Consider the following 26,637-nt stretch of genomic DNA (forward strand, 5'->3'; position numbering starts at 1 on the left):
GTTGCTCAGGCCGGGCCCGTCGTCCTCAGCCCACCGACGAATACGCCACCACGCCGCGCAGTACCCCGTCCATGGCCTTACGGGCCGTGCGGGCGACCGTGCCGCCGGGCGGGGCCGCGGCCGCGATCTGGCCGAGGACGTCGATCAGCTGCTTGCACCAGCGGACGAAGTCACCGGCGGGCATCTCGGCCTCGCGGAGCACCTCGTCGAGGCCGAAGCCGGAGGCCCAGCGGTAGGCGGCCCAGGCGAAGCCGAGGTCCGGCTCCCGCTGGCCGACGCCCTCCGCCTGGTTGATCTTGTGGTCCTCCTCCAGGGCATCCAGCCGGCCCCAGATACGGACCATCTCGCCCAGTGCGTCCTTGGCCTTCCCCGTCGGCAGCTTGGGCGCCACCGCGTCGTCCGCCTGCCGCGCCTCGTACACCAGCGCCGAGGCACAGGCCGCCAGCTCCGCGGGGCCCAGCCCCTCCCAGACGCCCTCGCGCAGACACTCGCTCGCCAGCAGATCCAGCTCGCCGTAGAGCCGGGCGAGCCGGCGGCCCTCGTCGGTGACGGTGTCGCCTTCGAGGTAGTCCAGCTCCGTCAGCAGGGCGCAGATCCGGTCGAAGGTACGGGCAATGGTGTTCGTCCGGCCCTCGATCCGGCGCTCCAACTGGCGGGTGTCACGCAGCAGTCGGTGATAGCGCTCCGCCCAGCGGGCGTGGTCCTCCCGCTCGGCACAGCCATGGCAGGGGTGCGCCCGGATCTCCGTACGCAGCCGGGCGATCTCACGGTCGTCGGCCGCCTCCGAACGGGGCTTACGGTGCCGCGAGGGGACCATGTGGCCGGCCTTCGTCCGCAGCGCGGAGGCCAGATCACGGCGCGACTGCGGGCTGCGGGCGTTGAACGACTTGGGGATCCGCATCCGGTCCAGCGCCTTGACCGGCACCGGGAAGTCGATCGAGGCCAGCCGCTTGACCTGCCGCTCGGCGGTCAGCACCAGCGGCCGCGGCCCGTCCTGCGCATCGAAGCCGCGGTGGCCATTCGTCCGCCCCGAAGGCATCCCGGGGTCGAGGACGAGCGCCAGGCCCGCGTACTTGCCGGTCGGCACATGAATGACATCGCCGGGCTTCAGCTTCTCCAGCGCCGTCGCGGCCGCCACCCGCCGCTGCGCCGCGCCCTGCTTGGCCAGCTCCGTCTCCCGGTCCTTCAACTGCCGCCGCAGCCGGGAGTACTCCTCGAAATCACCGAGGTGGCAGGTCATCGAACCGCGGTAACCCTCCAGCCCCTCCTCGTTCTTCTGCACCTGCCGCGAGATCCCGACCACCGACTTGTCGGCCTGGAACTGCGCGAAGGACATCTCCAGCAGCTCCCGCGAACGGTGCCTGCCGAACTGCGAGACGAGGTTGACCGCCATGTTGTACGACGGCTTGAACGAGGACCGCAGCGGATAGGTACGCGTCCCGGCGAGCCCGGCCAGCGCGCCCGGGTCCATCCCCCGCTGCCACAGCACCACCGCGTGGCCCTCGATGTCGATACCGCGGCGCCCGGCCCGGCCGGTCAGCTGGGTGTACTCGCCGGGGGTGATGTCGGCGTGCTGCTCGCCGTTCCACTTCACCAGCTTTTCCATCACCACGGAACGCGCGGGCATGTTGATGCCCAGCGCCAGTGTCTCGGTGGCGAAGACGGCCTTGACCAGGCCCTTCACGAACAGCTCCTCGACGACCTCCTTGAAGGTCGGCAGCATGCCGGCGTGGTGCGCGGCGATGCCCCGCTCCAGGCCCTCCAACCACTCGAAGTAGCCCAGCACATGAAGGTCGTCATCCGGAATCCCGGCCGTCCGCGCCTCCACTATGCGGCGGACCTGCTCGCGGCCCTCCTGGTCGTTGAGCCGCAGGCCCGACGCCAGGCACTGCTGGACGGCCGCCTCGCAGCCGGCCCGGCTGAAGATGAAGGTGATCGCGGGCAGCAGGCCCTCGTTGTCGAGACGGTCGATGACCTCGGGCCGGCTCGGCGTCCAGATCCGGGCGCGCTGCCGCCGCTCCCGCTCCCGGTCCGCCTCGCGCATATTGCGGCCCCGGCGTTTGTCCCGCCCGAACGTCGGCCGGCTGTTCTCCATCCGCGCCAGCCGCTCCAGATCGGGATTGACCTCACGGCGCCCGCCGCGCTGCCCGTCCCGCTCCTCGAACAGGTCGTATATCCGGCGCCCCGCGAGCACGTGCTGCCACAACGGCACCGGCCGGTGCTCGGAGACGATCACGGCGGTGTCGCCACGCACCGTGTCCAGCCAGTCGCCGAACTCCTCGGCGTTGGAGACCGTCGCCGACAGTGACACCAGCGTCACCGACTCGGGAAGATGGATGATCACCTCTTCCCAGACGGCGCCACGGAAGCGGTCGGAGAGGTAGTGCACCTCGTCCATGACCACATAGCCGAGGCCGACCAGCGACTGCGACCCGGAATAGAGCATGTTCCGCAGCACCTCGGTGGTCATCACGACCACCGGAGCCTCGGAGTTGACGCTGTTGTCGCCGGTCAGCAGACCGACCTTCTCGGCACCGTAACGTCTCACCAGATCCTGGTACTTCTGGTTGGAGAGCGCCTTGATGGGCGTGGTGTAGAAGCATTTGCGGCCCTGCTCCAGGGCCAGGTGGACGGCGAATTCGCCGACGATCGTCTTGCCGGATCCGGTAGGAGCCGCGACCAGCACGCCCTGGCCGGCCTCCAGCGCCTGACACGCCTCGATCTGGAACGGATCCAGCCCGAAGTCGTACATTTCACGGAAAGGGGCGAGTGCGGTGGCCTGCTCGGCCGCCCAGAGCTTGGCGGCGGCATAGCGCTCAGCAGGGGACATGTCCTCGGTCATCGTGCTTACGAGCCTACCGGCCACCTCTGACAACGACCCGATCTCTATCCCGCGCATTTGCCGGTGGCTGGGCGCCGTTCGCCTACGGCGGTGGGTGGCGGGCCGGAGGGGACGCCCGGTACCCCGCCCTCGGCGCGGGCGGCCCTGCTCCCAGAGGTAAGGCACCCCGGCGTTCGCTCCGGTCCTGCGGGCGGGGCACCGGACATCCCCTCCGACCACCGTCCGTACGCGGCTGACCCGCCATACGGATCACCGTTACGGCAAGGCAGCGGCACCCCTTGGCAGGCACCTGGTCCGGCCACGCCCCGCAGCTTGGGCGCGGGCCGAGCTGGTCCGTGACGGGCGGTGCCACCGGCCGGCAGTCGGCAACGGGGGACGGGCGGAGGGGATGTACCGGGGCCCGCCCGCAGGACCGGAGCAAACACCGGGGCAATCAAACGCTCGTAGCCGCGTCGCCCGCGCCGAGGACGGGTCCCGGTGCGTCCCCTCCGCCCCCCGCGGCACCCACGCAACCCGCAAAGGCGCCAGCCACAACGGCCCCGCACCAAACAACGTACGGCGACAAAACAGGGGCGCGGGGAACGGCGCGCCCAGCCACAACCGCACCCGCAGCCAACCCACACGCGCCGCTACCCCAGGTCACAACCCATCACGTGAAGTCGTCGTACCCCCCACGACGCCCCGCATCCCGCTCACTCGCCTCACCACTAGCCTGCTCCGGCAGCATCCGCTCCGACGCAACCGGCTCGATCTCCCCGACCTCGCCGGGCGTCAGATCGAGCTCCGACGCCTCGTCGTCGCTCAGCCCCGCGTCCGGGTTGCCGCGCTTGCGGCGACGGTCGTTGAAGAGGCAGATGCCGACGGCACCGAAGTACAGCACCACGATCGGCGCGGCCAGCAGCCCCATCGTCAGCGGATCACCGGTCGGCGTGGCGAGGGCCGCGAACACCGTGATGCCCAGCACCATGAACCGCCACCAGCTCATGATCCGGCGGCCGGTGAGCACTCCGCCGAAGTTGAGCAGCACCAGGAGGAGCGGCAGCTCGAAGGCGAGGCCGAAGACCAGAACCATGCGCGTGACGATGTCGAAGAACTCGTCAGCGGGGAAGAAGTTGGCCCAGTCGCTGGGGGTCAGGCCGACCAGCGCGCCCGCGGTGGTCGGCAGGACCGCGTAGGCGAGGTACGCGCCGCCCAGGAAGAGCGGGGCACCGGCACCGACGAAGCCGAGGGCGTACTTCTTCTCGTGCCGGTGGAGACCCGGCGCGAGGAAAGCCCAGAGCTGGTAGAGCCACACCGGGGTGGAGATGACGACACCGGTGGTGAGGGACACCTTGAGCATGATCGTGAACGGTGCGAGCAGACCGTTCGCCACGATCTGGGCACAGGGGTGGGTGCGCGGGCCGGAGGGCGCCTTGTCGCAGCCGACCGAATCGATGACCGGGCCCGTGACGAAGTGGGCGATGGCGTCGTACTGCCACATCGCGATGACGGTGATCACCATGATCGCCAGCACCGATTTCAGCAGCCGGTTACGCAGCTCACGCAGATGCGCCGCGAGCGGCATCCGCCCCTCGGGGTCCTTATCCTGCTTGCGGGCAGACTTGGGCAACCCACTTCCTCGTCTCGTACATCAGCCGCTGCCGACCGGGCCGGTGCGACGGGGTCGGTTCGGTCAGCTCTGGTTGGTGCGGTTCGGCTCGGCCACGGGGCGCGAGCTGCTCACATCACCGGGAGCCGCCTGAATCGTACGAGGGGCCTGCTGGGCAGCATCGGCGGAAGCCTCGGAGGAGGTGCCGGTCGAGGCGGCACCGTCCGCGTCGCCGTCCTTCTTCATCGCCTTGGCCTCGCTCTTGAGGATGCGAGCGGACTTGCCGAGCGAACGCGCCATGTCCGGAAGCTTCTTCGCACCGAACAGCAGCACAATGACGACGAGGATCAGAATGATCTCGGGGGCCCTCAAGTTGCTCAACATCTGCGACTACCTTCTCGCCGGGGCGGCGTGTGCTGTGGTGCCTGCCGAATGGGGGTCGGACTGGCGTCCTGGTCCTGGCTCGCTCGATCGTAACGTTTCGTGGTGAACGCTGGGCAATGCCCATGCATCTTCCGAATTGCCTCGACTGCCGCGCGCTGTGAACCGCAGGAGGAAGCCTACCCCTCTGCTCTGCGGCGGAGCAGGGGCGCGCATCCGGACGGCGACGCCTCAGTCCCGGCCGGCCTCGTGCATCCGGGAGGCGAGCGGCACCGCCGCCCGCTCCAGGTCCTCACTGGCCCGCTGGATCCGCTCCGAGGTGGCCCCGACCTGGCGGGCCAGCCGTCGCACCTCGACGAAGACGCGGATGGCGAGGATGCCGAGCACGGCGATCCCGGCGAAGCCGAGGGCGATTGCGATCATGGGCCAGAGCATGGGACGAGCCTAACGGTCAGCCCATGTGCAGCCGCAGCGTGCGGACGCCGCCACCGGTGAGCAGCTCGACGATCCGCTCGCCGGCCGGTTTGCGCACCGCGCGGCGGCAGTCCGGGCAGGTGAAGGAGTAGAAGGTGGTGCGGCTGCTGGCGCCGATCGCCAGCCGGAAGGCATCCGAGGCCAGTTCGAAGCGGCCCCGGCAGTCCGGGCAGGCTGCCTTGTAGAGCACCGGAGCGGGCCGGGCCGGCACGGTGGTGGTCGCCATCGTCATCCTTCGCTGCCTCGTCCTTCGCCCCGCGCGGTTCGGCTCGCCCGGCCCGCCGAACGGCCCGCCGCGCTCACTCGCCGTACGCCACGAGGGCCTGCTCGGCGGCCTGCCGCGAGCTGTCGGCGAGGGCCTGCGGCGCCACGATCCGGCCGTCCCGGCCCAGCCGCAGGGCCAGCCGCCGCAGCGAGGCCGGGTCGGGGGTGCGCAGGGTGATGCGCAGCCCGCCGTCGGGCAGCTCCTCGGCGCTGTCGTGCGGGTAGTACTCGGCGACCCAGCGGCCGCCGGGCCCGACCTCGATGGAGACCTCGGGGTCCTCGGCCGCGGGCTGCACCAGGCCCTCCGACAGATCACGCAGCTCGACCGGGGGCGGGTCGGCGGGCGCGTCCAGCAGCTTGATCTCGGCGACCCGGTCGAGCCGGAAGGTGCGCCGGGCCTCCGAGAGCCGGCACCAGGCCTCCATGTAGGTGTGGCCGACGGCGAAGAGCCGGATCGGGTCCACCTCGCGCTCGGTCAGCTCGTCGCGGGCCGGGGAGTAGTAGCGCAGCCACAGCCGCCGCCGCTCGGCGATGGCGCGGTCCACGTCGGCGAACACCCCGCCCTCGGATTCGAAGGTCACCGAGAGCCGGGAGCTGGCGCCGGCCGCCTCACCGGCCGCCGCCTCCAGCTTGGCGGTGGCGCGCAGCAGTGCCTGCCGGTCGCCCTCGCGCAGTCCGGGCAGGGTGGCCACCGCGCGGGCCGCGACCAGCAGCGCGGTCGCCTCGTCGGCGGCCAGCCGCAGCGGCTCGGCGACATCGTCGGGGTTGTGCCACCAGATGCGGTCGCCGTCGGTGTCGATGTCCAGGAGGTCGCCGCCGCGGAAGCTGGTGCCGCACATCGGCAGGATGTCGAGGTCGGCGATCAGCTCGTCCTCGGTGATGCCGAAGGCGCGGGCGACGTCCCCGACACGGGCGCCGGGGCGCTCGCGCAGGTAGGTCACCAGGGACAGCATCCGGCGGGTCTGGTCGATCGCGTTCGTCGCCATGGGTCTCGTATCCCTCTCAGCCCTTGGCCACGGCACGCAGCCGGTCGATGACATCGGCGCGCAGTTCGGCCGGTTCCAGGACGACCACGTCGGGGCCGAACTCCACGAGCCAGGCGTCGAGTCCGTGCCCGTTGGGGATCTCCAGCTCGTCCCAGCCGTCGCCCAGCTCGCGGACGGTGAGCGCACGGGCGCGCAGCGGGTACCCGTGCTCGGCGCGCAGCTTGATCCTGGCGGTGCCGGTGGCGGTCTCGCCGGCCCAGCTCTCGACGGTCTCGCGGACGGTGACGTGATCGGGCACCGGCGCGGTGAACGCCCCTTGCCGGGAACGGACCTTGCCGGTGATCCGGGAGAGCCGGAAGACCCGCTCGGCCCGGCGCTCACGGTCCCAGCCGGCGACGTACCAGTGGCCCCGCCAGCATTCGAGGATCCAGGGTTCGACCTGCCGCTGCTCGGGGTGCGCGGCATTCGACTTGCGGTAGTCGAAGACGACCGGCCGGCGGTCGCGGCAGGCCAGCATCAGCGGCTCGAACGCGGCCTCATGGGCGGGGATGCGGGGTTCCAGCGCGCTGTGCGGCTGCCCGGCGTCGTAGTCGGCACCGTCCCCGGCCAGCGGCATTCCGGCGGCACGCAGCTTCTGGAGCGCACCGCTGGCGGCGCCCGCCAGCCGGGCCTGCTGCCAGATCTTGGCGGCGAGCCCCAGGGCGGCGGCTTCCTCGGCGTCCAGGGTGATCGGGGGCAGACGGTTGCTGTCGCGGCGGGCGAGGTAGCCGATGTCGCCCTCGATGCCCTCGACGGTCTCGATGACCAGGCCCAGCTCGCGCAGATCATCCTTGTCCCGCTCGAACATGCGGTTGAACGAGTCGTCGCTGCTCGCCTCGATATAGGCCTCGATGGACGACCGCAGTTCACGTTTGGTCAGTGGGCGTCGCGTCCCCAGCAGGCACAGCGCCAGATTCATCAGCCGCTCGGCCTTGGCAATGGCCATCGACGCCCTTTCTCGTTTGAACTTCCGATCGTTGACCGTACCGCTCGCGGTGGTCAGGGCAAAGCCGGACGGAGTAAGCCCCCACTCCTTCCGTCCGCCCGACGGGCGCTGCCGGCGGCGTCCGGCGCGTGTGCCAGAGGCCGTCGGCCGGAAGGGAGTGGGGGCTTACTCGTCCGAGGGCCCGTGCCATGACGGCACGGGCCCCGGTCACGTCAGCAGCGGCCGCGTACGGCGACCGGCACCTGGTCTCAGACGGAGACCAGGTCGCAGACGAAGATCAGCGTCTCGCCGGGGGCGATCAGGCCGCCGCCGGCGCCACGGTCGCCGTACGCGAGGTGCGCGGGGATGGTCAGCCGGCGGCGGCCGCCGACCTTCATGCCCTGCACGCCCTGGTCCCAGCCGGCGATGACCTGGCCGGCACCGAGCTGGAACTGGAGCGGCTTGCCGCGGTTCCAGCTGGCGTCGAACTCCTCGCCGGTGCTGAAGGACACGCCGACGTAGTGGACGGAGACGGTGTCCCCGGCCTTGGCGACCGGCCCGTCGCCTTCCGTCAGGTCCACGATCTCGAGCTCGGTGGGAGCCGGGCCCTCAGGAAAGTCGATCTCGGGCTTGTCGATGCTCACGGATGTGCTCCTACTTACGAATCTTTACGATTACGGCGCCAGTCTCGCAGATCAGCGTCAGTTCACGCTGAGGACGTCCACCGAGAACACCACATCGGAACCGATGGACTTCTGCTGGTCAGGGCTCAGCTTGCTCTTCGGGACCACGACCAGCACCCGGCTGCCGGCCTTCTGGCCCTTGAGCCCTTCCTTCCAGCCCGGCAGCTGTGCGACCGGCACATCCTGCGCCCCGGGCTGCCCCGGCGCCCAGGTGTCGGCTACCACCTTGCCGTCCTTCCAGGTGACCGCCGTGTAGTGGGCCCGCACGGTGCTCTTCGCATCGACCGTCGCGCCCTTGCCCTTGATGATCGTCGCGCTCTCGATGTCCTTCGGCGCGTCCTGGCCCTTGGGGAGGGTGATCTTCGGCGCCTTGCCGTCGATGTTGGTCCCGACCTTGGGGAGATCGCTGTTGTCCTGCGCGACCGGCTTACCGTCGATCTTGCTCGGCATGATCTTCTTGAGGTCGACGACGAAGACCAGCGTGGAGTTGGCCGGAATGCTCTGCTGAGCCTGCGCGCCGTACCCCTTGTCCGGCGGGATGACCAACTCGACGCGGCTGCCGAGCTTCTGGCCCACCAGGCCCTCGTCCCAGCCCTTGATGACCTTGCCGCTGCCGATCTCGAAGGTGGCCGGCGCGCCGCGGTCCCAGCTGTTGTCGAAGGCCTTGCCGTCCCAGGTCTGGCCGAGGTAGTTGGCGTTGAGGGCCTCGCCCTTCTTCACCGCCGGCCCGTCGCCCTTTTTGAGGACCTTGACCTGAAGCTTCTTGGGCGGGGTGCCCTGGCCCTTCTCGACCTTGGGCTTGGCATCCGCCTGCCCACTCACCTTCGGCGCTGAGCCGCCCTCGGATGAGTCGTCATTGCCGCAGGCCGCTGCGGAAACGAGGAGCAGGGGCACGGCGATCAGGGCTGCGATTCGGCGTCGGCGCACGTATATCCCTCAAAACGGGCTGCGATCAATGAATGGACGAAGCCACTCTAGCCACGCCAAGCGGAAGTGGCGGGGCCGTGCCACACGGACCCCGCCACTCTCCCATCCGGTCGGCACTCTCACCGGCACCACACGCTCGGGACACCGTCACTCGACCGGGTCGGATCCCCACCCTGAGTTACGCAGGGAATCCGCCCCCGATACCGGCAGCGGCATACGTCCCGCAGCCCGCTCACATTCCTGCGATCAGCTTCTCCACCCGGTCGTCCACGGAGCGGAACGGGTCCTTGCACAGCACCGTGCGCTGCGCCTGGTCATTGAGCTTGAGGTGCACCCAGTCGACCGTGAAATCGCGGCGCTGCTCCTGCGCCCGGCGAATGAAATCGCCGCGGAGCCTGGCACGGGTGGTCTGCGGCGGCACCGACTTGCCCTCGAAGATCTTCAAGTCATTGCAGATCCGCGCCGCTTGACCCTTCCGCTCCAGGAGGTAATAGAGCCCCCGGCGGCGGTGGATGTCGTGATACGCGAGGTCTATCTGCGCCACTCGTGGGTGGGACATGGTGATGTTGTTCTTTGTCCGGTACCGCTCGATGAGCTGATGTTTCATCACCCAGTCGATCTCGGTCGAGACCCGGTCGAGCTCCTCGTCCCGGATCGCTTCGAGCGTACGGCCCCACAGTTCCAGGACCCGCTCGACGAGGCCCGTACGGATTCCGCGGCGGTCGCAGAAATCCACGGCCTTTTCGTAGTACTCCTGCTGGACCTCCAGCGCGGAGGCCTCGCGCCCGCTGGCCAGCCGCACCTTGCGCTGACCGGTGATGTCATGGCTGACCTCACGGATGGCCCGGATCGGGTTCTCCAGCGTCAGATCGCGCATGACCGTGCCCGCCTCGATCATGCGCAGCACGAGATCGGTGGCACCGACCTTCAGCATCATGGTCGTCTCGGACATGTTGGAGTCACCGACGATGACATGCAGCCGGCGATAGCGCTCGGCGTCCGCATGCGGTTCATCGCGGGTATTGATGATCGGGCGGGAGCGGGTGGTCGCCGAGGAGACGCCCTCCCAGATGTGCTCCGCGCGCTGGCTGACGCAGTAGACGGCGCCGCGCGGAGTCTGTAGCACCTTGCCCGCGCCGCACAGCAGCTGACGGGTGACGAGAAACGGAATGAGGATGTCCGCGAGCCGGGAGAACTCGCCATGGCGGGCGACGAGATAATTCTCGTGGCAGCCGTAGGAGTTTCCCGCCGAATCGGTGTTGTTCTTGAAGAGATAGACGTCGCCCGCGATTCCCTCCTCATGCAGGCGGCGCTCGGCGTCGACGAGCAGGCCTTCGAGAATGCGCTCGCCGGCCTTGTCGTGGGTGACCAGCTCGGTCACGTTGTCGCACTCGGGAGTTGCGTATTCCGGGTGCGAACCCACGTCCAAGTACAGGCGGGCGCCGTTCCGCAGGAAGACATTGCTGCTGCGGCCCCATGACACGACACGGCGGAAGAGGTACCGCGCCACTTCGTCAGGCGACAGTCGGCGCTGTCCCCTGAACGTGCACGTGACGCCGTACTCGTTCTCCAGCCCGAAAATGCGGCGGTCCATGACTGAACATTACGCCTGATGGCCTGCTCTGAAACCGGGTTCGGCGGCCCCGTTTCGATCATTTTCCGTCGTGGGACCACCCGGCGTACGCCGCACGGGATCCCCGAGAAATCGCTTCGTCGACAAAAGGACGAGCATCGCGGCGATCCCGCCGGCCCCCGCCACCGCGAAGCCCGCGACCGCGCCGCCGCTCTCCACCGCCGGGCCCACCACCGCGGCCCCCACCGCCGCGCCGACGCCGAACGTCGTCACCAGCCAGGAAAACGCCTCCGTCACCGTGCCCTTGGGCGCGTGCCGGTCCACCACGACGAACGCGCAGGCCAGCGCCGGCGCCAGGAACACACCGGCGACACCGGTCAGCACCGTCATCCCGGCCACGTCCGGCACCAGCACCAGCGGCACATAGCCCACCGCCAGCAGACAGACCAGCAGCCGCAGCCGGCTCTCCGGCCGACCCGGCCACTCCCGGGCGCCGTAGACGAGACCGCCGGCCAGCGCACCGACCCCGAGCGCGGACAGCAGCACGCTGGAGACCATTCCGCCGCCGTGCTCATCGGCGTACGCCACCGCCGCGACCGCGATCGCCCCCATGGCCAGCCCCACGAAGAGGAACGCCCCGATCAGCACCAGCATCCCGACCGAGCGCAGCGCCCCCAGCCAGTGCGCCTCACGGGGCCCGCTGCGCCACTCCCGGGACGGCCTGGACACGACGACGGAGAGCGCGCCAAGCACCCCGAGCAGATTGATCACCAGCAGCGCCACCCCCTCCGACCAGGCCGCCACGCACAGCGTCACCAGCAACGGCCCCACCGCGAACATGACTTCCTGGGCCACCGCGTCCAGTGCGTAAGCGGCGTGCACCCGGTCCGCGCGCTTGAGGACCCCGGGCCACAGCGCCCGCAGACCGCCCTCCAGGGGCGGGGTGAAGAGACCGGCGATCACCATGGCGACGTAGGCGAGCCACAGCACATCCAGGCCGACGGCCGCCAGCAGCGCCATGCCGAGCGCGGAGAGCACCGCGGCGGGCAGCATCACCCGCGGCTGCCCGTAGAGGTCCACGGCCCGGCCGAGCAGCGGCTGCCCGATGGCGTTGCAGACGCCGTAGACCGCGGAGAGCGCACCGGCCAGGGCGTAGCTGCCGCCCTCGGCGCGCACGAAGAGGACCACGGCCAGCGCCGCGGTGGCGTTCGGCAGCCTGCCGACCAGCGTCCCCGCCAGGAGCCGGGCCGCATGCCGGGTCCTGAGCAGCTCCGCGTATCCCGCGGCCATCCGCGCCCCTTTCCTGTCCGGCCGGACCGGACGTGTTACGTATAACCTGCGCCGTTATACGTATCATGACGACCACCCGTGGTCCACCCGCGGTGGCCGAACGTGAGGAGCGAAACACCCGGTGAGCAGCAACGAGGCCGCACCGTCCCCCGGTGAAGACACCGTTCCCCCGGCTCACGAATCCACTGGAGCAGGGCAGGCCCCCCTCACCGGAGCGGCCGGCGCCGCGCGCCCCGGCGGCCCGGCCACCGCCCGCGTCACCAGCCGGGACGTGGCCCGCGCCGCCGGGGTCTCGCAGGCCGCCGTCTCGCTCGTCCTGGGCGGCAAATGGCGCGGCCGGGTCTCCCCCGGCAAGGCGGAAGCCGTCCGCGCCGCCGCCCGCGAGCTGGGCTACCGGCCCAACCTCGCCGCCCGCAGCCTGCGGATGGGCCGCACCCGTACGGTGCTGCTGGTCGTCCCCGCCCTGACCACCGAGTTCTTCGCCCGCGTCTACACCGGCGCGGCCCGGGTCGCCGCCGAGCACGGCTTCGGTGTGGTCCTCTACCCCTCCCCCGAGGGCATCGGCCCGGCCCGCGACCCCTTCGACTCCGCCGCGGCCACCCTGGACGGGGTGATCGCCTCATCCATGGCCGCCGAGGCGCTCACCGCGCTCCGGGACGCGGATCTGCCGCTGGTCATGCTGGACAGCGACCCCGGCGACGACCGGGCCGGCGCCACCGTCAACCTCGATATCGCCGACGGCGTACGGCAGTTGACCGGCCATCTGAGCGCCCTCGGCCACCGCCGCATCACCCACCTCGCGGCCGATATCCGCTCCTGGACCTTCGAGGTGCGCGCCCGCGCCGTCGCCGAGAGCCTCCAGGGCGTGCCCGGCGCTCTGCTGCGCCGTCAGCCGGCCGCCCTCGGCGTGGACGCCGGGCTGCACGCCGCGCACGCCGCCCTCACCGGCCCCGGCCCCCGCCCCACGGCGCTGCTCTGCGACGACGACATCATCGCCGCGGGCGCCTGCAAGGCCGTCCGCCGCCTGGGCCTGCGCGTCCCCGAGGACGTCTCCGTCACCGGCTTCGACGACCTGGCCCTGGCCGTGGCCGTCGAACCGGAGCTGACGACCGTACGGCTGCCCGCCGAGGAGTTCGGCGAGGCCGGGATGCGGGCCCTGATGACGGTGCTCGACGGGCACCCGGCGGACGCCCCCACGCTGCCCGTGGAACTGGTCACCCGCGGCTCCACCGCCCCGCCCCGGGACGCCTCCTGACATGCCACGCGCCCCGGTGGGCGGTGACCCACCGGGGCGCGTGAACCGGGCCTCGAAAGCGGTACCTCGTCAGAGCAGCGGGCCGGACTCCCCCTCGGAGTCGTCCTTGCCCTTGGCTCCCTTGGCGCCCTTGCCGCCGGCTCCTTCGTCGGACGCCCCGGCCTCGCCGGCACCGGCGTCCGCGTCCGCCGCCGGCTCCTTGGCGTCCGCGGCGGCGTGCTCGTCCAGGAGCCGCGACAGCTGCCGCCCCAGGATCCGCTTGAACTTGCGCTGCTGCGGTCGCGTGCGGTCCAGGGTGGCGACCTCGAGCTGCTCGGCGGTCAGTGTGCGCTCACCGCCGTTGGTGTCCCGCGACAGCGAATCCACCGCCAGCTTCAGCGCCTCGGCCAGCGTCATGCCGTCGCGGTGCCGCTGGTCGAGATAGCTGCTGATCTGGTCGGCATTGCCGCCGACGGCCACCGAACCGTGCTCGTCCACGATCGAGCCGTCGTGCGGCAGCCGGTAGATCTGGTCCTCCTCGGGCGCGCTGCCGACCTCGGCGACGATCAGCTCGACCTCGTAGGGCTTCTCGGCGGCGCTGGAGAAGATCGTGCCGAGCGTCTGGGCGTAGACATTCGCCAGACCGCGCGCGGTCACGTCCTCCCGGTCGTAGGTGTAACCCCGCAGATCGGCATAGCGCACACCGCCGATCCGCAGATTCTCGAACTCGTTGTATTTGCCGACGGCCGCGAAGGCGATCCGGTCATAGATCTCGCTGACCTTGTGCAGGGCGCGGGAGGGATTCTCGGCGACGAAGACCACGCCGTCGGTGTATTGCAGCACCACGACACTGCGGCCGCGCGCGATGCCCTTGCGGGCGTACTCGGCGCGATCGGCCATGGCCTGCTGGGGTGAGACATAGAACGGCGTCGACACCGGCTATCCGTCCCTTCCTGTCAAGAGCTCTCTCAGTGGCTGGGGGCACACCCAGCGGGAGCTGGGGGAGCATTGCGGAACATCCGTCCCGTCAGAGCAGCGCGGCGCGCGGACCGTCGGGCTGCTCCAGGCGGCGCTCATGAATGGCACGGGCGACCTCCGCGACCTCGGATTCGGTCCGCTTCTTGAAGCCGTCCTCGGTGATCACCGTGACGATCGGGTAGATCCGCCGTGCCATGTCCGGTCCGCCGGTCGCCGAATCGTCGTCCGCGGCGTCATAGAGCGCCTGGACGACGGCCGTGACCGCCTGATCCTCCGTGAAGTCCTCCTGGAAGAGCTTCTTCAGGGCGCTGCGCGCGAAGACCGAGCCGGAACCCGTCGCCGCGAAACCCTGCTCTTCCGAGCGCCCGCCGGTGACGTCGTACGAGAAGATACGGCCCTTCTCGCGGTCCAGGTCATAGCCGGCGAACAACGGCACCACGGCCAGGCCCTGCATGGCCATCCCGAGATTGCTGCGAATCATCGTCGACAGACGATTCGCCTTGCCCTCCAGGGAGAGTTGGGCACCCTCGACCTTCTCGAAGTGCTCCAGCTCCAGCTGGAAGAGCTTGACCATTTCCACCGCGAGACCTGCCGTGCCCGCGATGCCGACCGCCGAATACTCGTCGGCCGGGAAAACCTTCTCGATGTCACGCTGCGCGATGACATTGCCCATGGTCGCTCGCCGGTCACCGGCGAGCACCACGCCCCCGGGGAACGACGCGGCGACGATCGTCGTGCCGTGCGGCGCCTCGATGGCACCCTGTACCGGCGGCAACGGGCGATTGCCCGGCAGCAGCTCGGGAGAGTGCGCGCCGAGGAAATCCATGAACGACGAGGATCCAGGCGTCAGGAAGGCAGCTGGTAGACGCCCGGTGCTTCGAGTATTGGCTTCCACACGTTTCCTTCCGGATATGCGATGGCCCTGCGCATGGCGACGGGGTCATCCCTCAACTTGCCGAGTGCCGAGTTGCAGTTGATGCACCGTACGCCTCGGACCTTACCCGTATCGGGGGTGTGATCCACATGCCCGGGGCCCGGCTCGGGACGGATCGGGCGGAGACCGGCCGCTCCTTGATCATCGCGCCCGCCCGGCGGCGCCCGCGCCCGCCGGGACCGGAGGACCGGCTTTCGGTGTACGGCATCGCCGCCACGGGGGCGGGCGCGTGCCCTGGTGTATTCCCGGGCCTACGAGGTGCCGGGGTGCCGGCGGCCGTCGCCTCTCCCCGGACGCCGCCCGAAGGCTGCGCGCGGTCATTCCCTTCCGCACCGCGCGCAACGCTTCAGCCCCCCTGCACCGAACGTGTCCGGTCCGCTCTACTGCCCGCCCTTCTGGACAAATGACCTCACGAAATCCTCTGCGTTCTCCTCGAGGACATCGTCGATCTCGTCCAGCACCGAGTCCACGTCGTCCGACAACTTTTCCTGGCGTTCCTTGAGGTCTTCCGAAGCCTCCGCGTCCTGCGTCTGCTCCTCGACCTCTTCGGTGGAACGCGTGGCCTTGGCCTGTCCGCCGCCGCTGTCCTTGGTCGCCATGTCCCTCACCCCGCTCGGTTCGCCCCGCTCGATGTGACCTTCAAGATCCGACCCTACAAGCAGGGTCCGACATCGGCCCTGCACTTGCTGCAACGCCCGGGAGTCACCTCGATGATTCCCGCCCCGCGACGATTTCAGCCGCGGATCGGCCGCGGATCGCCACAAAAATTGTCGTGCACCTGCCGCGGCTCAGCGACCGGAGAGCGTCCTGACCAGCTCCTCCGCGGTACGGCAGCGGTCAAGGAGCTCCTTGACGTGCTTACGGGTCCCCCGCAGCGGCTCCAGTGTGGGAACCCGTTGCAGGGAGTCACGACCGGGCAGATCGAAAATGACCGAATCCCAGGAGGCCGCGGCGACATCGTCCGCGTACTGCTCCAGGCAGCGGCCCCGGAAATACGCCCTGGTGTCCTCTGGGGGCTTCTGCTCCGCCCGGGTGACGTCCGACTCGTCCAGGAGCCGCTGCATCTTGCCGCGGGCCGCCAGACGGTTGTACAGGCCCTTGTCGGGGCGCACGTCGGCGTACTGGAGGTCGATGAGGTGCAGCCGCGCCGCGTCCCAGTCCAGGTTGTCCCGGCGCCGGTAGCCCTCCATGAGCTCACGCTTGGCGACCCAGTCCAGCTCGCCGGACAGGCTCATCGGATCGTTCTCCAGCCGGCCGAGCACGTCCTCCCACCTGGTCAGGACGTCCTTGGTCTGATCGTCCGCATCCGCTCCGTAACGGTCCTCGACGTATTTGCGGGCCAGCTCGAAGTACTCCATCTGGAGCTGTACGGCGGTGAGCGTGCGGCCGCTGCGGAGCGTGATCAGATGTTGCAGGGTGGGGTCGTGGGAGACCTGGTGGAGGGTGCGGACGGGCTGGTCGACGGCCAGATCGACGGCGATGAACCCGTCCTCGATCATGGAGAGCACCAGTGAGGTGGTGCCCAGCTTCAGATAGGTCGAGATCTCGGAGAGGTTGGCGTCGCCGATGATCACGTGGAGCCGGCGGTACTTCTCCGCGTCCGCGTGCGGTTCGTCGCGGGTGTTGATGATCGGCCGCTTGAGCGTCGTCTCCAGGCCGACCTCCACCTCGAAGTAGTCCGCGCGCTGGCTGAGCTGGAAGCCGTGCTCGTGGCCGTCCTGGCCGATACCGACCCGGCCGGCGCCGGTGACCACCTGGCGGGAGACGAAGAACGGGGTCAGGTGCCGCACGATGTCCGAGAACGGGGTCTCCCGCTTCATCAGGTAGTTCTCGTGCGTGCCGTAGGAGGCGCCCTTGTTGTCGGTGTTGTTCTTGTAGAGGTGGATGGGCTGGGCGCCGGGGACCTGGGCGGCCCGCTCGGCGGCCTCGGCCATGATCCGCTCGCCGGCCTTGTCCCACAGGACGGCGTCACGCGGATTGGTGACCTCGGGGGCGCTGTATTCGGGGTGGGCGTGGTCGACGTAGAGCCTCGCGCCATTCGTGAGGATCACATTGGCCAGGCCGATGTCCTCGTCCGTGAGCTGGCTGGCGTCGGCATTTTCCCGTGCGAGGTCGAAGCCGCGGGCGTCCCGCAGCGGGTTCTCCTCCTCGAAATCCCAGCGGGCACGGCGTGCCCGGTGCATCGCGGCCGCGTAGGCGTTGACGACCTGGGACGAGGTGAGCATGGCATTGGCGTTCGGGTGGCCGGGGACGGAGATCCCGTACTCCGTCTCGATTCCCATTACTCGCCGTACAGTCATGCGGCCCTCCTAGCCCGGCGGCGCCCCCGGATGGGGTCGGCGCTCAAGTACCGCTGTGCTTCCGGTCCGTGTGCGTGCCCCACGCCCGCACAGCGTGACGTAGCGGTACCGAAGAGCCTAGAACGCCTTAGCGGCGCTGGGGAGATCATTACAGTCATTGCTCCAGTCCGGTTTTCCCTGGTTCACCGCGCCCTTATGGGGAGCGGTTCTGGCGCCCCCGGAAAAGCGTCCGGCTGCGGACGCCCCGTGCAGGACATCCGCAGCCGGAGAGCGGTGTTACAGGTATTGGCCGGTATTCGCCACCGTATCGATGGAGCGACCGGTGTCGGCGCCCTGCTTTCCGGTGACCAGCGTACGGATGTATACGATCCGCTCGCCCTTCTTTCCGGAGATCCGGGCCCAGTCGTCCGGATTGGTGGTGTTGGGCAGGTCCTCGTTCTCCTTGAACTCATCCACGCATGCCTGGAGGAGGTGGGAAACCCGAAGCCCCTTCTGATTGTGTTCGAGGAAGGCCTTGATGGCCATCTTCTTCGCACGTCCTACGATGTTTTCGATCATCGCACCGGAGTTGAAGTCCTTGAAATAAAGGACTTCCTTGTCACCATTGGCGTAGGTGACCTCCAGGAAGCGATTTTCCTCGGATTCCGCATACATCTGCTCGACGACCGACTGGATCATTCCGCTCACTGCGGCCTTCCGCGAGTCGCCGTGTTCGGCGAGATCGTCGGAGTGCAGCGGCAGCCTTTCCGTGAGGTACTTCGAGAAGATGTCCTTGGCGGCCTCCGCGTCCGGGCGCTCGATCTTGATCTTCACGTCGAGACGGCCGGGGCGCAGGATCGCCGGGTCGATCATGTCCTCGCGGTTCGAGGCGCCGATCACGATCACGTTTTCGAGGCCCTCGACACCGTCGATCTCCGAGAGCAGCTGCGGGACGATGGTGTTCTCCACGTCCGAGCTGACGCCGGAGCCCCGGGTGCGGAAGAGGGAGTCCATCTCGTCGAAGAAGACGATGACGGGGGTGCCCTCGCTCGCCTTTTCCCTGGCGCGCTGGAAGACCAGCCGGATGTGCCGCTCCGTCTCGCCGACGTACTTGTTGAGCAGCTCGGGGCCCTTGATGTTGAGGAAGAAGCTCTTCCCCGCGGGCTGCCCGGTCACCTCGGCGACCTTCTTGGCAAGGGAGTTGGCGACCGCTTTGGCGATGAGGGTCTTGCCGCAGCCGGGCGGGCCGTAGAGCAAGACGCCCTTGGGCGGGCGGAGTTCGTGCTCCTTGAAGAGGTCGGGGTAGAGGTACGGAAGCTCGACCGCGTCCCGGATCAGTTCGATCTGGCCGCCCAGACCGCCGATCTTGGTGTAGTCGATGTCCGGGACCTCTTCGAGGACGAGTTCCTCGACCTCGCTCTTCGGGATGACCTCGTAGACGTAGCCGGAGCGGGGCTCGAGGAGCAGGGCGTCGCCGGGGCGGATGGTGATGTCCAGCAGCGGCTCGGCGAGCCTCACCACCCGTTCCTCGTCGGTGTGCCCGATCACCAGGGCGCGCTCGCCGTCCTCAAGGATCTCCTTGAGGGTGACGATGTCGCCGGCGCTCTCGAACTCCATGGCCTCGACCACGTTGAGCGCTTCATTGAGCATGACCTCTTGGCCGCGCCTGAGGTCCTCGGTCTCCACACTGGGGCTGACATTCACCCGGAGCTTTCTGCCGCCGGTGAAAATGTCGACCGTGCCGTCATCGTTCGTCTGAAGGAAGACCCCGAAGCCGGCCGGCGGCTGCGCGAGCCGGTCGACTTCCTCCTTCAGGGCGACGATCTGGTCGCGGGCCTCGCGGAGAGTATTGGCGAGACGCTCGTTCTGCGCCGAGACGCCGGCCAGGTTGGTCTGCAGCTCGACGATCCGCTCTTCGAGAATCCTCGTGTGACGCGGAGAGTCGGCGAGCTTGCGTCGCAGGACGGCGATCTCCTGCTCAAGATAGGCAACCTGGCCGGCGGGATCTTCAGACCCTCGCCCGGGCCGGATGCCGCGGTTGATGTCGTCGTCGTGGGCTGCCACGGTCCTCACCTCCTCCAAGGAGCTGGACGCTTCCTGACCCTACCTGGGCCGGTGCAGGTTGAAACCCCTAGATCGAAAAGACTGTCGGGGCGTGTCCGATCTTCACCCTTGCGCACGTCCTCACGCCAAGGGAATACCCACCCAACAACATCGGAAAGCGAGCGGTTGTATCGTCGACTTGGTCAACACCCGTCAGGGCTGGCGCCACTTAGACAAAAACGGTTCACGTACGCAGGAACGGCAGGCGAGATGACCGCGCAGGACGAAGCCCCAGAGCTGGAAGTATGGATCGACCAGGATCTGTGCACCGGGGACGGCATCTGTGCGCAGTATGCGCCGGAGGTCTTCGAGCTCGACATCGACGGCCTGGCCTACGTCAAGAGCACCGATGACGAGCTGCTCCAGGACAAGGGGGCCACAACGCCCGTCCCACTGAAGCTGCTCGATGACGTGCGGGATTCCGCGAAGGAGTGCCCCGGGGACTGCATCCACGTCCGCCGCGTCAAGGACCTGGTCGAGGTCTACGGCCCGGACGCGGAGTAGCCCCGCCACAGCGGAACGCTCCCGGTGCACACACCGTGTGACCGGTCAGACGCGCCGGGTGCTCACAGCGGCGGGGAGTTCGCTCTGGACGAACTTCCCGCCCTTCCATTGCCACTTGAGGCTCTTGCGCACGTCCGGGCAGCAGCGCGGGACGTCCTGCGTGGAGTAGCCCAGGACCGCCGCAGAGATCGCGCCATCCTTGACGGCGAGGGTTTGGACGCTGCGCTGCTGCGCGGGCGCGAGGAGTGTCGCCACGACCCGCGGGGCGGCCCGGCGCCCGTCCGGCTGCGCGAGGACGTAGACGCCGCTGGGCGGGGAGCCCGTACCGCTGTGGCAGCGGACCACCGCGACGGTCTCGGTCGTCCCGTCGCCGTCGAGGTCTCCGGACGCCCTTTTCACCACGTCGAGGCGGTTGGGGCCGCAGTCGACCGGAAAGGTCACCCGGCTCGGGTCGGGGGCGGCGGCGGGGTGCCGGCCGGTGGCGCCCGGGGAGGTCGTGGCCGTGGCGTCGGGGGGCTGGACGAAGGACGCGGCCGCGACGACCGCCGAGATGGCGGTGGCGGTGGCGAGCCAGTGCATGGGGCGCGGCTGGGTGTGCAAGAGGTCCTGGCCTGCCATGGGCTGCACGCGGGCTAACTCCTGTGAAGTGCTGTAGCGGTGGGAGTGCCCAGCATCGTTCCACAGGAGGGTGCGGCAAGGAACCAGCGGGGCCGGAGTTTTCCGTGCAGATCCGGGGTGGAAACGCAGCGGCGCCGCCGGCGGATTCCCGTGCGGGAACTCGTCGGCGGCGCCTGGTGGTTCGGTGGCCGGTTCCGGACGGTCAGCCGCGGTCGGCGGAGCCGCCGCCGGATGCCGCCGCCGCGTCCTTGCCGGGGCCCGTGTAGTCCTCGCCGTACGCGCCCTTGGCGGGGCGGCGGCGGCGCAGCGGGGGCTCGACGCCGTCGGCGAGGCGGCGGGCGGTCAGCAGGAAGCCGGTGTGGCCGATCATGCGGTGGTCCGGGCGGACGGCGAGGCCCTCGACGTGCCAGGTGCGGACCATGGTTTCCCAGGCCGACGGCTCGTTGAAGGTGCCGTGCTCGCGGATCGCCTCGACGGTGCGGGCCATCTGCGTCGTCGTCGCGACGTAGGCGCAGAGGATGCCACCGGGGACCAGGGCCTTGGAGACGGCCTCCAGGCACTCCCAGGGGGCGAGCATGTCGAGGATGACGCGGTCGACGTCGGTGTCGGAGAGGTTGTCCTGGAGGTCACCGACGGTGAGCGTCCACGCGGGGTGCGGACCGCCGAAGTAGCGCTCCACATTCTGCGTGGCGATCTCGGCGAAGTCGGCGCGGCGCTCGTAGGAGTGCAGCATGCCGTCGTCGCCGATGGCACGCAGCAGGAAGCTGCTGAGCGAGCCGGAGCCCACACCTGCCTCGACGACGCGGGCGCCGGGGAAGATGTCGGCCATCGCCAGGATCTGCCCCGCGTCCTTGGGGTAGACCACGGCGGCACCGCGGGGCATGGACAGGACGTAGTCGGGGAGCAGCGGGCGCAGCGCGAGGTAGGCGACGTTCCCGGTGGTACGGACAACACTGCCCTCGGGAGCACCGATCAGCTCGTCGTGGGGGAAGGCTCCCTTGTGGGTGTGGAAGCTTTTTCCCTCTTCGAGCGTGAAGGTGTAGTGGCGTCCCTTGGGGTCGGTGAGCTGGACCTGGTCCCCGACCTTGAAGGGCCCGCGACGGCGGGCGGCACCGGTCGGTTCGGACATGTGACCAGCCTACCGGCCCGTCGGGGCCGCGCCGACCAGTGGGCGGGCCGTGCGGGAGCGAGCCCTAAGAGGACACCTTCCGGGCCATGGCCGAGACGAAGGCCCGCTCGACGTCGCCGGTGGACAGCACGCCGTAGATCTCACCGGTCTCCTCGACGACGAGGTATTCGGTGGCGGGGGTCGCCCGCAGGTACTCCAGGAGGTCCTCGCCCGCGAGTTCGGCGGAGACCCGCATACCGTCCTTGAGGTCCTGGGAGAGGGTGCCCACGGGGACCCAGGGGCGGCGGTGGTCGGGGACACCGACGATGGCGGCCTCGCGGACGAGGGCGGTGGGCGTGCCCTGGCGGTCGACGACGACCAGGGCACGGGCGCCGGCGTCGTTGGCGCGGCGCAGCGCCTCGGAGAGCGGGGTGTCGGTCTCGACGGGGACGGCGCGCCGGGTCAGCGTGCGGGCGGTGAGGTCGGGGAGGCGTTCGCGCAGCCGGGCCATCCGCAGGCTGTTGCCGGCGCCGGTCCAGATGATGGCGGCGAGGATCGCGGCGAGCAGCGCGTCGGTGAGCGAGTCGGCGCCGCCGATCTCGGGTCGGGCGGCGCCGAGGGCGCCGGTGTGGGTGAGCAGCGGCAGCCCGATGAGGACGGTGACGGCCAGCGCGCGGCCGACCCAGGCGGCGGCGATGGTGCCGCTCATGGGCCGCCCGGTGAGCTTCCAGACCAGGGCGCGCAGCATCCGGCCGCCGTCCAGCGGGAGGCCGGGCAGCAGGTTGAAGACCGCGACGATGAGGTTGGAGATCATCAGGCCCGCGAGCAGGACCCCGGGGACGGTGCCGGGCTCGACCAGCTGCATGCCCGCGTAGAAGACCCCGGCGAGGACGAGGGAGAGCAGCGGGCCGACGAAGGCGAGGACGAACTCCCGGCCGGGGGTCTCGGTCTCCTTCTCGATCTCCGAGACGCCGCCGAAGAACTGGAGCTGGATGCGGCGTACGGGGAGCTTGAAGCGGATCGCGGCGACGGTGTGGGCCAGCTCGTGGACGAGCACCGAGGCGTAGAAGGCGACGGCGAAGAAGAGCGAGACCAGATAGCGGGCGGCGCCGAGCTCGGGCAGCACGCGCTCCAGCTGGCCGCCGAAGACCCAGGTGATGAGGGCGGCGACGAGGAACCAGCTGGGCGCCACGTAGACGGGCACGCCGAAGGGACGGCCCATCAGAATGCCGCCCCCACTCCTCTTCTTGCCCGGGCCCGGGGTGGGTCCCTTCGGTGCGTTGTTGCGCTCGGGCGGCTCGGGCGGCTGGGGCCGCACGGACTCCTCGGGGTCCTGCGACTTCCCGCTCTCGTCCACGGCGTCCCCTCATTGACTACGGCATTCGCCCCTGCTCGGCCTGATATCTCGATCATGCAGGGCGAAGGGGTCCGCCGTCGATGGTATGCGGAGCAACCGGGCCAGGTCCGCCTCGGGGGCCCCGCGCCGGTGACCCGTCCGCGCCTGTCAGTGGCGGGCCGTAGGGTTTTGTGGCATGGGATGGAGCACGGAGCAGGCCGGGGCGGACACGCAGAGTGGGCAGGGCGGCGGCGAGCCGGGCGCGGCGGCGGCCGGGGCGGGGCCGGGCGACGGGGAGCGGGCGCGGCCGCCGGTGGCGCTGTCGCCGTCGCGGGCGAGCGATTTCATGCAGTGCCCGCTGCTGTACCGCTTCCGGGTGATCGACCGGCTGCCGGAGAAGCCGAGCGCGGCGGCGACCCGGGGCACGGTCGTGCACGCGGTGCTGGAGCGGCTCTTCGACGCCCCCGCGGCGGAGCGTACGGCGGCCGGGGCGCGGGCGATGGTGCCGGGCGAGTGGGAGAAGCTGCTCGCCAAGCGGCCGGAGCTGGCCGAGCTGTTCGCGGACGATGCCGAGGGCGAGCGGCTGGCGGGGTGGCTGGCGGAGGCCGAGGCGCTGGTGGAGCGGTGGTTCTCGCTGGAGGATCCGACGCGGCTGGAGCCGGCGGACCGTGAGCTGTATGTGGAGACGGTGCTGGAGTCGGGGCTTCAGCTGCGGGGCTTCATCGACCGGGTGGATGTCGCGCCGACCGGCGAGGTGCGGATCGTCGACTACAAGACCGGCAAGGCGCCGCGGCCGCAGTTCGCCGAGGGAGCGCTGTTCCAGATGAAGTTCTACGCCCTGGTGGTGTGGCGGCTGCGCGGTGTGGTGCCGCGGCGGCTTCAGCTGGTCTATCTGGGCAGCGGCGATGTGGTGACGTACGACCCGGTCGAGGCCGATCTGCGGGGCGTGGAGCGGAAGTTGCTGGCGTTGTGGGAGGCGATCCAGCTGGCGACGGTGAGCGGCGACTGGCGGCCGCGGCCGACGAAGCTGTGCGGCTGGTGCGACCACCAGGCGCACTGTCCGGAATTCGGCGGCACTCCCCCGGTGTATCCGCTCCGGGTGCGCCCGGCGGAGGGCGGTGTGCCGCCGCAGGGCAGAATGGGGGAGATCTAACGAAGGAGAGCTCGTGGCCATCCGCGTCCTGCTGGTCGACGACCAGCCCCTGCTGCGTACGGGATTCCGGATGATTCTGGAGGCGGAGCAGGATCTGGCGGTCGTCGGGGAGGCCGGGGACGGCCTCCAGGCACTGGAGCAGGTCCGGGCGCTTCAGCCCGATGTGGTGCTGATGGACATCCGGATGCCCCGGATGGACGGGGTCGAGGCGACCCGGCAGATCACCGGCCCGGCGAACGACGGCCCGGCGAAGGTGCTGGTGCTGACGACCTTCGATCTGGACGAGTATGTCGTCGAGGCGCTGCGGGCGGGGGCGAGCGGCTTTCTGCTCAAGGACGCGCCGGCCAATGAGCTGGTGCAGGCGATCCGGGTGGTGGCGGCGGGCGAGGCGATGCTCGCCCCGAGCATCACCCGACGGCTGCTGGACAAGTACGCGGGGCATCTGCCGTCGGGCGAGGAGCCGGTGCCGGACACCCTGCACACCCTCACCGAGCGCGAGGTGGAGGTGCTGAAGCTGGTGGCCCGCGGGCTGTCGAATGCGGAGATCGCCGCGGATCTGTTCGTGAGCGAGACGACCGTCAAGACGCATGTGGGCCATGTGCTGACGAAGCTGGGGCTGCGCGACCGGGTGCAGGCGGCGGTGTACGCGTACGAGAGCGGTCTGGTGCGCCCCGGCGCGCAGTAGGGCGGCGGGGCCTGACGGCCCGGCAGACGGACGACGGCGGGGCCGGCCCGGGGAGATTTTCCCGGGCCGGCCCCGCCGTGGTGTGCAGATGTCCGGTCAGGCCTCGGTCGGCTTGCTGATCTCCCAGAAGCGGAAGACGGTCGACGGGTCCAGGGTCCATTCCAGACCGGAGACCCCGTCCCGGGCCACGGCGTACTGCTTGCCCTGCCAGATCGGGATCATCGGCACGTCCTCGGCGACGATGTCCTGGAGCTCCCGGAACTGGTCCTTGGTGGCACCGCGGTTCGGCTGGTCGGCCGTCTTGGGCAGCAGCCGGCCGGTGATGGCGGGCGAGCTGTAGTTGTTAGCGACCACACTTTCCTTGCCGAAGAACGGTGCGGTGAAGTTGTCGGGGTCCGGATAGTCGGGGATCCAGCCCTTGACGTAGGCGCCGAACTTGCCGTCGGCCATGCCCTGCTCGTACTCCTTGGTGGGCAGGGTCCGCACCTTGGCGTTGAACAGCCCGCTGGCGTTGAGCTGTTGGGCGATCTCCTCGAAGGCCGGGACGGTGCCGGGGCCGTAGCGCCCGGGGGTGGCCCACAGCGTGAGCGGCACCTTGCCGTTGTAGCCGGCGGAGCGCAGCGCGTCCTTCGCCTTGTCGGGCTTCGGGCGGTCGCCGTAGGTGTTGAAGAAGGAGGTGCTGTGGCCCGTGATGCCGGCCGGGACGATCGAGTACAGCGGCACCGCGGTGCGCTGGTAGACGTCCCGGACCAGGGTCGAGCGGTCCAGGAGGTAGGCGATCGCCTTACGGACGCCGAGCTTGCCGGCGACCGGGTCCTTGAGGTTGAAGACCAGGTGCATGACCTCGGCGCTGGCGCCCTCGACGACCTGGGTGCCGTGCTGCTGCTTCAGCGAGGCGTTGTCGAGTGCGGCGATGTCCTTCATGGCCAGACCGCGGTAGGCGACATCGACGTCGCCCTTCTCGACAGCGTTCTTGAGCGCGCCGGGAGCGTTGAAGAACTTCACGGTCATGCCGGAGTTCTTGACCTTGGCCGGGCCCTTGTAGGAGCCGTTGACGGCGAAGACGGCCTTCTGGGAGTTGTAGTCCTTGAGGGTATAGACGCCCGAGCCGACGGCCTTGCCGTCGGTGCGCAGCCGGTCGGCGGGGTACTCCGCGTGGTTGACGATGGAGCCGGCGCCGGAGGCTATCTTCATGGGGAAGGTCGCGTCGGGTGTCTTCAGCCGGAAGACCACGGTCTTGGAGTCCGGGGTCTCGACCTTGTCGAGCGCGGAGAACATCACGGCGGGGCCGTCCTCGTCCTTGATGCGCCGGGTGCGGTCGAAGGAGTACTTGACGTCCTTGGCCGTCAGCTTGTCACCGTTGCTGAAGGTGAGACCGTCCTTCATGGTGCAGCGGTAGACCTTGCTCTCCCGGTCGGTGAAGCCGCAGCGCTCGGCGGCTTCCGGCTCGGGGGTGGTGCCTCCCTTGGGGAAGCTCAGCAGGGACTGGAAGACGTTGTTGAACAACAGCCAGGAGCCGGGCTCGTAGCCGGACGCGGGGTCGGTGGACACGACCTTGTCCGTCATTCCCATGACCACGGCCTCGCCGTTGCCGGCCGCTCCCGAGTCGTCCGTGCCGCACCCGGCGACCGCGAGCAGAGCTGTGGTCAGCCCCGCCCCGATCGGGGCGGCCAGCCACTGGTCACGCTTCCTCACTAAACGGTCCTCACGTTCTGGGTCATGCCTGTCGGGCC

The 26,637-nt window shown here is 69.7% G+C and carries 25 protein-coding genes; 4 read left to right on the forward strand and 21 right to left on the reverse strand.

What is annotated here, in order from left to right; all coding sequences use genetic code 11:
* Window positions 1-25: 25 nt before the first annotated feature.
* The 11 genes from AC3EUV_RS11835 to AC3EUV_RS11885 form a co-directional block, all read right to left on the reverse strand.
* Window positions 26-2,842 carry a DEAD/DEAH box helicase gene (locus AC3EUV_RS11835; protein ID WP_435602829.1) on the reverse strand — a complete coding sequence of 939 codons (2,817 nt, stop codon included), beginning with the start codon at window positions 2,840-2,842 and terminating at the stop codon, window positions 26-28.
* A gap of 649 nt (window positions 2,843-3,491) precedes the next feature.
* Window positions 3,492-4,451, reverse strand: a complete 960-nt coding sequence (tatC, locus tag AC3EUV_RS11840) for a twin-arginine translocase subunit TatC (protein ID WP_432144804.1) — start codon at window positions 4,449-4,451, stop codon at window positions 3,492-3,494.
* A gap of 63 nt (window positions 4,452-4,514) precedes the next feature.
* Complete coding sequence (gene tatA / locus AC3EUV_RS11845; protein WP_432144805.1) at window positions 4,515-4,814, reverse strand: Sec-independent protein translocase subunit TatA; 300 nt, start codon at window positions 4,812-4,814, stop codon at window positions 4,515-4,517.
* 228 nt (window positions 4,815-5,042) lie between these two features.
* Window positions 5,043-5,246, reverse strand: coding sequence for a hypothetical protein (locus AC3EUV_RS11850; protein ID WP_432144806.1), 204 nt, complete (start codon window positions 5,244-5,246; stop codon window positions 5,043-5,045).
* 16 nt (window positions 5,247-5,262) lie between these two features.
* Window positions 5,263-5,517, reverse strand: coding sequence for a hypothetical protein (locus tag AC3EUV_RS11855; RefSeq protein ID WP_432144807.1), 255 nt, complete (start codon window positions 5,515-5,517; stop codon window positions 5,263-5,265).
* Window positions 5,518-5,584: 67 nt separating this feature from the next.
* Window positions 5,585-6,535: a helix-turn-helix transcriptional regulator gene (locus AC3EUV_RS11860; protein WP_435602830.1), complete on the reverse strand. Its 951-nt coding sequence runs from the start codon at window positions 6,533-6,535 to the stop codon at window positions 5,585-5,587.
* Window positions 6,536-6,551: 16 nt separating this feature from the next.
* Entirely contained in the window at window positions 6,552-7,520 is a 969-nt protein-coding gene (locus AC3EUV_RS11865) for a helix-turn-helix transcriptional regulator (protein ID WP_432144808.1), read from the reverse strand.
* A gap of 248 nt (window positions 7,521-7,768) precedes the next feature.
* Window positions 7,769-8,143 (reverse strand): FKBP-type peptidyl-prolyl cis-trans isomerase, encoded by a 375-nt coding sequence (locus AC3EUV_RS11870; protein WP_244415854.1) that lies wholly within the window; start codon window positions 8,141-8,143, stop codon window positions 7,769-7,771.
* Between the two features lie 57 nt (window positions 8,144-8,200).
* Complete coding sequence (locus AC3EUV_RS11875) at window positions 8,201-9,109, reverse strand: FKBP-type peptidyl-prolyl cis-trans isomerase (protein ID WP_432144809.1); 909 nt, start codon at window positions 9,107-9,109, stop codon at window positions 8,201-8,203.
* Window positions 9,110-9,341: 232 nt separating this feature from the next.
* The gene (pafA, locus tag AC3EUV_RS11880; RefSeq protein WP_085927767.1) at window positions 9,342-10,703 is read right to left on the reverse strand and encodes a Pup--protein ligase; all 1,362 of its coding nucleotides are present in this window, start codon (window positions 10,701-10,703) and stop codon (window positions 9,342-9,344) included.
* Window positions 10,704-10,712: 9 nt separating this feature from the next.
* Window positions 10,713-11,972 (reverse strand): MFS transporter, encoded by a 1,260-nt coding sequence (locus AC3EUV_RS11885; protein WP_432144810.1) that lies wholly within the window; start codon window positions 11,970-11,972, stop codon window positions 10,713-10,715.
* A 121-nt stretch (window positions 11,973-12,093) separates the two neighbouring features.
* Here AC3EUV_RS11885 and AC3EUV_RS11890 point away from each other — a divergent pair, with 121 nt between their 5' ends.
* Entirely contained in the window at window positions 12,094-13,227 is a 1,134-nt protein-coding gene (locus AC3EUV_RS11890; RefSeq protein ID WP_432144811.1) for a LacI family DNA-binding transcriptional regulator, read from the forward strand.
* Between the two features lie 69 nt (window positions 13,228-13,296).
* Here AC3EUV_RS11890 and prcA read toward each other — a convergent pair whose 3' ends face one another.
* The 6 genes from prcA to arc form a co-directional block, all read right to left on the reverse strand.
* Window positions 13,297-14,142: a proteasome subunit alpha gene (gene prcA / locus AC3EUV_RS11895; RefSeq protein WP_432144812.1), complete on the reverse strand. Its 846-nt coding sequence runs from the start codon at window positions 14,140-14,142 to the stop codon at window positions 13,297-13,299.
* A gap of 91 nt (window positions 14,143-14,233) precedes the next feature.
* Window positions 14,234-15,079: a proteasome subunit beta gene (prcB, locus tag AC3EUV_RS11900; protein ID WP_432144813.1), complete on the reverse strand. Its 846-nt coding sequence runs from the start codon at window positions 15,077-15,079 to the stop codon at window positions 14,234-14,236.
* The gene (locus AC3EUV_RS11905; protein ID WP_235467351.1) at window positions 15,031-15,207 is read right to left on the reverse strand and encodes an endonuclease domain-containing protein; all 177 of its coding nucleotides are present in this window, start codon (window positions 15,205-15,207) and stop codon (window positions 15,031-15,033) included. The genes prcB and AC3EUV_RS11905 overlap by 49 nt, the downstream gene beginning before the upstream one ends.
* 291 nt (window positions 15,208-15,498) lie before the next feature.
* On the reverse strand, window positions 15,499-15,717 hold the full coding sequence (locus tag AC3EUV_RS11910; RefSeq protein WP_018087774.1) for a ubiquitin-like protein Pup: 219 nt from the start codon (window positions 15,715-15,717) through the stop codon (window positions 15,499-15,501).
* A gap of 189 nt (window positions 15,718-15,906) precedes the next feature.
* Window positions 15,907-17,418: a depupylase/deamidase Dop gene (dop, locus tag AC3EUV_RS11915; RefSeq protein WP_432144814.1), complete on the reverse strand. Its 1,512-nt coding sequence runs from the start codon at window positions 17,416-17,418 to the stop codon at window positions 15,907-15,909.
* A 276-nt stretch (window positions 17,419-17,694) separates the two neighbouring features.
* A complete protein-coding gene (arc, locus tag AC3EUV_RS11920; protein ID WP_042157154.1) occupies window positions 17,695-19,461 on the reverse strand; it encodes a proteasome ATPase in 1,767 nt (588 codons plus the stop codon).
* A gap of 249 nt (window positions 19,462-19,710) precedes the next feature.
* On the opposite strand from arc, the gene AC3EUV_RS11925 reads away from it, so the two are divergent.
* The gene (locus AC3EUV_RS11925) at window positions 19,711-20,004 is read left to right on the forward strand and encodes a ferredoxin (RefSeq protein WP_042157156.1); all 294 of its coding nucleotides are present in this window, start codon (window positions 19,711-19,713) and stop codon (window positions 20,002-20,004) included.
* 45 nt (window positions 20,005-20,049) lie between these two features.
* Here the strand turns inward: AC3EUV_RS11925 and AC3EUV_RS11930 are convergent, their stop codons facing one another.
* The 3 genes from AC3EUV_RS11930 to AC3EUV_RS11940 form a co-directional block, all read right to left on the reverse strand.
* Window positions 20,050-20,622 (reverse strand): hypothetical protein, encoded by a 573-nt coding sequence (locus AC3EUV_RS11930; protein WP_435602951.1) that lies wholly within the window; start codon window positions 20,620-20,622, stop codon window positions 20,050-20,052.
* 202 nt (window positions 20,623-20,824) lie between these two features.
* A complete protein-coding gene (locus tag AC3EUV_RS11935; RefSeq protein WP_387248832.1) occupies window positions 20,825-21,751 on the reverse strand; it encodes a tRNA (adenine-N1)-methyltransferase in 927 nt (308 codons plus the stop codon).
* A gap of 64 nt (window positions 21,752-21,815) precedes the next feature.
* Window positions 21,816-23,087, reverse strand: a complete 1,272-nt coding sequence (locus AC3EUV_RS11940) for a site-2 protease family protein (RefSeq protein ID WP_432144815.1) — start codon at window positions 23,085-23,087, stop codon at window positions 21,816-21,818.
* A gap of 175 nt (window positions 23,088-23,262) precedes the next feature.
* Between AC3EUV_RS11940 and AC3EUV_RS11945 the strand changes: the two genes are divergently transcribed.
* Both AC3EUV_RS11945 and AC3EUV_RS11950 read left to right on the forward strand, forming a co-directional pair.
* Complete coding sequence (locus AC3EUV_RS11945; RefSeq protein ID WP_432144816.1) at window positions 23,263-24,219, forward strand: RecB family exonuclease; 957 nt, start codon at window positions 23,263-23,265, stop codon at window positions 24,217-24,219.
* Between the two features lie 13 nt (window positions 24,220-24,232).
* Window positions 24,233-24,904: a response regulator gene (locus tag AC3EUV_RS11950; RefSeq protein ID WP_387248826.1), complete on the forward strand. Its 672-nt coding sequence runs from the start codon at window positions 24,233-24,235 to the stop codon at window positions 24,902-24,904.
* Between the two features lie 96 nt (window positions 24,905-25,000).
* Here AC3EUV_RS11950 and AC3EUV_RS11955 read toward each other — a convergent pair whose 3' ends face one another.
* Window positions 25,001-26,599: an ABC transporter substrate-binding protein gene (locus AC3EUV_RS11955; protein WP_435602831.1), complete on the reverse strand. Its 1,599-nt coding sequence runs from the start codon at window positions 26,597-26,599 to the stop codon at window positions 25,001-25,003.
* Between the last annotated feature and the right edge of the window lie 38 nt (window positions 26,600-26,637).

It is taken from the genome of Streptomyces sp. bgisy130 (assembly GCF_057708345.1).